Genomic DNA, 5,990 nt, shown 5'->3' with positions numbered 1-5,990 from the left:
CGCGGCTGCCGAGGCGCACCAATCCCGGCGCCAACCCCCGGGGCCGGGCGCGGGGCCTGATGATCGGCCTGCTCTTCGTGCTCAGCCTTTTCGGCGCGCAACTGGTGCGGATCCAGGGCCTCGATGCGGGCGGGACGGCCGAAGCCGGCCAGAAACTACGGGTGGTCAATGAGACGCTGCCAGCGCTGCGGGGCACGATCACCGATGCCACCGGGACGATCCTGGCCTCCAGCATCGAGAAGCGGGATGTCATCGCCGACCCCACGGCCATACCGAAATATCAAAAGACGGTAGCCAAGAAGCTGACTGTCGTGGGGGTCGACGGGGCGGTCGCCGACCTCGCGCCACTGCTCGGGATGGATCCCGCGACGCTTAAGGTCAAGCTGACGGTCAAGGGGCAGTACTCCCGCGTCATCGACAACATCTCGCCGCTGACCTGGAACGAGGTCGCCAAGCTCGGCATCCCCGGCATCACCAGCGTGCGGACCTCGGAGCGAACTTATCCCCAGGCGACGACCGCGGCGAGCCTGATCGGCATCACCAATGCCGGCCAGGACGGCGTCAGCGGACTGGAGGCCTATCTCAACCCCACGTTGCGCGGCACGCCCGGCGAACTTAAGTATGAGATCGGTCAGGACGGCATCCGGCTCCCGATGGGCTTCACCAAGGAGTCCGCCGCGACCAACGGCCACGATGTCCAACTGACCATTCGCAACGACCTGCAGTGGTATGCCCAGAACGCCCTGGCCCAGAAGATCAAGGAGGTCAAGGCCGCCTCCGGCACCGTCGTGGTGCAAAGCGCCAAGACCGGCGAACTCCTGGCCCTCGCGTCCTACCCGACCTTCGACCCCAATGATCTGTCGAAGGGCGTCGGGTCGTGGAACAACCTGGCCTTCTCGGAGGTCTTCGAGCCCGGCTCGACCGCCAAGGTCGTCACGGCCGCGGCGGCGCTCGAGGAGGGCAAGGTCAGCCCCAGCACGCCGATGGTCGTGCCCTACTCGCTGCACCGCTCCGATCGCACTTTCAGCGACAGCCACGCGCACCCGACCGAATACCTCACCTTCGCCGGGGCACTCGCGCAGTCGAGCAACACCGGCATCATCCTCGTCAGCGAGACCCTCAAGGCGGCGGTCTTGGAGGAGTATTTCCGCAAGTTCGGCTTCGGCGCCAAGAGTGCGGTCTCCTTCCCAGGAGAGAGCTCCGGTCTGCTCGCCAAGTCCAGTGACTGGAGTGGGTCGCAGCGCTACACCGTCGCCTTCGGACAGGGCCTCTCGATCACGGCGATCCAGGCCGCCGGGGTCTACCAGACCATCGCCAATGGCGGGGTGCACATCGCCCCCAGCCTGATCAAGGCCACCCAAAACGCGTCCGGGACCATGGTCGCCGCCCCGGCCCCCGAGCAGAACCGCGTCATCTCCAAGAACACCGCGACCCAGCTGAGCCGGATGCTCGAGGGCGTCGTCGGCTCCGAAGGCACCGCGCCGGCCGCCGTGATCGACGGCTACCGCGTTGCCGGCAAGACCGGCACGGCCAACTACTACGACGCCAAGGTCGGCAACTACCGCGGCTACACGGCGAGCTTCATCGGCTATGCCCCGGCAGCGGACCCGGAACTCGTGGTCTCGGTCATCGTCCAGAAGCCGACCTCGCCCTACTACGGTGGTCTGGTGGCCGCCCCTGTTTTCCACGACGTCATGACGTATGCATTGTCCTCGCTGGACATTCCGCCGACGCCGGGGGACACGACGCCACCGGAACTGACGCTGAAGCTGACGAGCCCGCCCGACGCGAACGACCCGGCAGTCCTGCGGGACGGTCGCCGGTAGGCGGCACAACGCATGGTCACCCTGCGCCCCAGTCACACCCAACCGGTCGCCCTCGGCGAACTCGCCACCCAACTAGGACTTCCAGCGCCCGGTAGCGCGGTCGCCGTTGCCGGCGTCACCCTCGACTCTCGTTCGGTGCGCCCCGGCGATCTGTATGCCGCGCTGCCCGGCGCCAATGTCCACGGCGCGTCCTTCGCGGCCGGGGCCGCCGCTGCCGGCGCGGTGGCGATCCTCACGGATCCGACGGGGGCGGAGGTGATCACGGGCGCGGGCGTCGACCTGCCGGTGCTCGTGGTGCCCGATCCGCGCGCGGTCCTCGGTGGCCTCGCCGCCCGCGTGTATGCCAGCCCACCCGCTGGGCTGGCAATGGTCGGCATCACCGGCACCAATGGCAAGACGACGACCGCCTATCTTCTCGACTCCGCCCTGCGCGCGCTCGGTCAGCAGGTCGGCCTGGTTGGGACCGTCGAGACCCGCGTCGGCCCCACCCGGGTCAAGAGCGAGCGGACCACCCCGGAATCGACCGAGGTGCATGCCCTGCTGGCCGCCATGCACGAGGCCGGCTGTGCGACCTGTGTGATGGAGGTGTCCAGCCATGCGCTGACCCTGCACCGGGTCGACGGCGTCGTCTATGACGTGGCCGTCTTCACCAACCTTTCGCAAGACCATCTCGACCACCACGGCAGCATGGAGCGCTACTTCCAAGCGAAGGCGTCGCTCTTCACCCCGGAACGGGCGCGCCACGGCATCGTCTGCGTCGATGACCAGTGGGGCCGGCGGCTAGCGGCCGACGCCCCCATCCCGGTCACCACCCTCGCCGGTGGCGCCGAAGCCGATGCCGACTGGCGAATCATTGCGGACCCCGATGATCCGGCTGCCTTCGCCCTGACGGGCACCGACGCCACGCTGGATCTGCGCTCGGCGCTGCCCGGGGACTTCAACCGGGTTAACACCGCGCTCGCTGCCCTCGTGCTGTTGCAGCTGGGCCACGATGTCGACGACGTCGTGGCGGCGGTGCGCACCGACCCGCACGTTCCGGGCCGGATGGAACGCGTCACACCGACCGGCGGCGGGACGGCCCCACTCGCCGTCGTGGACTATGCCCATACCCCCGAGGCCGTCGCCGCCGCGCTGGCGGCGCTGCGCGGGCATACGGCCGGGTCGATCGTCGTCGTTCTCGGAGCCGGGGGCGACCGCGACACCACCAAGCGCGCGGCGATGGGGGCCGCCGCTGCCCACGGGGCGGCGCTCGTGATCGTCACCGACGACAACCCCCGATCCGAGGAGCCGGCGGCGATCCGGGCCGCCGTGCTTGCGGGCGCCCGCTCGGCGGACTCGACGGCGCAGATCAGCGAGATCCCCGACCGCCGGGAGGCGATCTCCGCCGCGGTCGCCGAGGCGATCCGACGGGGACCGGGAAGCGCCGTGGCCGTCGTCGGCAAGGGCCACGAGAGCGGCCAGGACATCGCGGGCGTGGTGCATCCCTTCGACGACCGGGTCGAGTTGCAGGCCGCCCTCGACGCTTGGTGCGGAGGTGGCGCGTGATCCCCCTCAGCCTGGCCGAGATCGCTGCCGTCACCGGGGGCGAAGTGGCCGGCATCGCTCCCGAGGCGGCCGAGACGCTGGTCGTCGACGGTCCCGTTGTGACCGACTCGCGCGAGGCGCGCGCAGGCAGCCTCTATATCGCGCGCATCGGCGCCGAGAACGACGGCCATCGCTTCATCGCCAACGCCCAGGCCGGCGGCGCCGTGGCCGCCCTGGTCACCCAGGACACCGGTCCCCTGCCGCGCGCGGTCGTCGCCGACGAGCAGGCCGCCTTCGTCGCTCTCGCCCGCCACCTGGCGCAAGCCGTGCCTGGGCTGCTCATCGCCGGCATCACCGGGTCGTCGGGCAAGACCTCGACCAAGGACCTGCTCGGGCAGGTTCTCGCCACCGCCGGCGAGACCATCGCCCCGGTCGGCTCGTTCAACTCCGAGGTCGGCGTCCCGTTGACCGTCGCGCGGGTCACCCCGACCACGCGCTTCCTCGTCGTCGAGATGGGGGCCCGCGGCATCGGCCACATCGCCTACCTGACCCAGATCGCGCCGCCGCGCATCGGGATCGTGCTCAATGTGGGCTCGGCGCACGTCGGTGAGTTCGGTTCTCGGGAGGCGATCGCGCTCGCTAAGTCGGAGTTGGTCGCCGCCTTGCCGGATGACGGCCTGGCGATCCTCAATGCCGACGACCCCGCCGTGCGCGCGATGGCCGACGCGACCCGCGCCCGGGTCCAGTTGGTCGGCACCGCGCCCGACGCGGATCTGCGGGCGGACGACATCACCCTGGACCCCGCCGGCCGGGCCGGCTTCCGAGTCACCACACCGGCCGGGGCCGCCGACGTGACGCTCGCCGTCGCCGGTCGCCACCAGGTCGGCAATGCCCTTGCGGTCATCGCCGCCGCGCTCGAGGCCGGTATGCCGCTTCCCGCCATCGTGACCTCGCTCGCGACCGCGGGGCCGGTCAGCCGCTACCGGATGGAGGTCAGCGAGCGCGCCGACGGGGTCACTATCGTCAACGACGCCTACAACGCCAATCCGGAGTCGATGGCCGCCGCGCTGGCGGCGCTGGAAACCATGGGCGCCGGGCGCCGACGGATCGCCGTCCTCGGCCCGATGCTCGAGCTCGGGGTCGAGTCCGATGCCGCGCACGCCGAGGTCGGTGCCCTGGTCGCCGCCCACGGCGTCGACGCGCTGGTGGTCGTCGACCCGGTCGCCGCACCCATCGGCATCGGAGCCCAGGCCGCCGGGAGCGCGGCCGAGGTTCGTTATGCGGCGGATGCCGAAGCGGCATACGCTGATGCGGTTGCCCTCGTCCGTCCCGGCGACATCGTGCTGGTCAAGTCGAGCAATGGCGCGGGCCTACGATTCCTGGGGGACCGACTGCGCGACACGCAGCCGTCCGACAAGGAGGAACAGACGCGGTGAAGGCCGTCCTCATCTCTGCCGTTGTGGCACTCGTCATCGGGCTGCTGGGAACTCCCGCCTATATCAAGTTCTTGGTCCGGCGCGGCTATGGCCAGTTCATCCGCGACGACGGCCCCACCTCTCACCACACCAAGCGCGGCACGCCGACGATGGGCGGCACCGTGATCATCGCCGCCACCCTGATCGGCTATTTCGCGGCCCACGCGTTGACCGTCTGGCAGGTGTCGGCCAGCGGGCTGCTCGTGCTCTTCCTGATGGCCGGCCTCGGCCTGGTCGGCTTCCTCGACGACTACATCAAGATCTCTCGCCAACGCTCGCTCGGCCTGCGCTCCAAGCAGAAACTCGCCGGTCAGGCCCTCGTGGCGATCATCTTCGCGGTCCTCGCCCTCCGGTTCCCCGACAGCGGCGGGCTCACTCCGGCCTCGAGCGCGATCTCTTTCGTGCGTGACACGCCGATCAATCTCGACATCGGTCCACCGCTGCTCGGCATCGCGCTTTTCGTCATCTGGGCCAATGTGATGATCTCCGGCACCTCCAATGGCGTCAACCTCACCGACGGCCTGGACGGACTGGCGACCGGCGCCTCGACCATGGTGTTCGCGGCCTATGTGCTGGTCGGGATCTGGCAGAGCAACCAGAACTGCCAGAGCCTGCCCGGCCTGAAGTGCTACGACGTGCGCGACCCGCTCGACCTGGCCGTCGTCGCGGCCGGTGGGATGGGCGCGTGCTTCGGCTTTCTGTGGTGGAATGCCGCGCCCGCCAAGATCTTCATGGGTGATACCGGCTCGCTCGCGCTCGGTGGCGCGCTCGCCGGGCTGGCCATCCTGTCCCGGACCGAACTGCTGATCATCGTCTTGGGTGGCCTCTTCGTCACCATCACCTTGTCGGTGATCATCCAGGTCGCCTCCTTCAAATCCACCGGTAAACGGGTCTTCCGGATGGCGCCCTTACAACATCATTTCGAGTTGTTGGGCTGGCAGGAAGTCACCATCGTCATCCGCTTCTGGATCATCGCCGGGCTCTTCGTGGCCCTTGGCCTGGGCCTGTTCTATGCCGAATGGGTCGTGGGTGGGGCATGACGGCCCGTCGTGACGTCGCGGACCTGACCCACCGGGACGCGGCCTGGTCCGGCCTGCGCGTGCTCGTCGCCGGCCTCGGCATCAGCGGCTTCGCGGCCGCCGATGCGCTCGCCGAGCGGGGTGCG

Annotated in this window: 4 protein-coding genes; all 4 read left to right on the top strand. The window is 69.6% G+C overall.

What is annotated here, in order from left to right; all coding sequences use genetic code 11:
• On the top strand, positions 1-1,826 hold a 1,826-nt coding region (locus tag PKH97_RS12775; RefSeq protein WP_324387871.1), incomplete at its 5' end, for a penicillin-binding protein 2.
• Between the two features lie 12 nt (positions 1,827-1,838).
• Positions 1,839-3,371 (top strand): UDP-N-acetylmuramoyl-L-alanyl-D-glutamate--2,6-diaminopimelate ligase, encoded by a 1,533-nt coding sequence (locus PKH97_RS12770; protein ID WP_324387870.1) that lies wholly within the window; start codon positions 1,839-1,841, stop codon positions 3,369-3,371.
• Positions 3,368-4,786, top strand: coding sequence for a UDP-N-acetylmuramoyl-tripeptide--D-alanyl-D-alanine ligase (gene murF, locus PKH97_RS12765; RefSeq protein ID WP_324387869.1), 1,419 nt, complete (start codon positions 3,368-3,370; stop codon positions 4,784-4,786). The genes PKH97_RS12770 and murF overlap by 4 nt, the downstream gene beginning before the upstream one ends.
• Positions 4,783-5,865 carry a phospho-N-acetylmuramoyl-pentapeptide-transferase gene (gene mraY, locus PKH97_RS12760; RefSeq protein ID WP_324387868.1) on the top strand — a complete coding sequence of 361 codons (1,083 nt, stop codon included), beginning with the start codon at positions 4,783-4,785 and terminating at the stop codon, positions 5,863-5,865. Before murF ends, mraY begins: the two co-directional genes overlap by 4 nt.
• The last annotated feature ends 125 nt before the right edge of the window (positions 5,866-5,990 follow it).

Origin of the sequence: Nostocoides sp., from assembly GCF_035343835.1 — a bacterium.
Lineage (GTDB): Bacteria > Actinomycetota > Actinomycetes > Actinomycetales > Dermatophilaceae > Nostocoides_A > Nostocoides_A vanveenii.
Note: the sequence above shows the minus strand (reverse complement) of the source record. Positions and strands in the feature narration are given on the sequence as shown.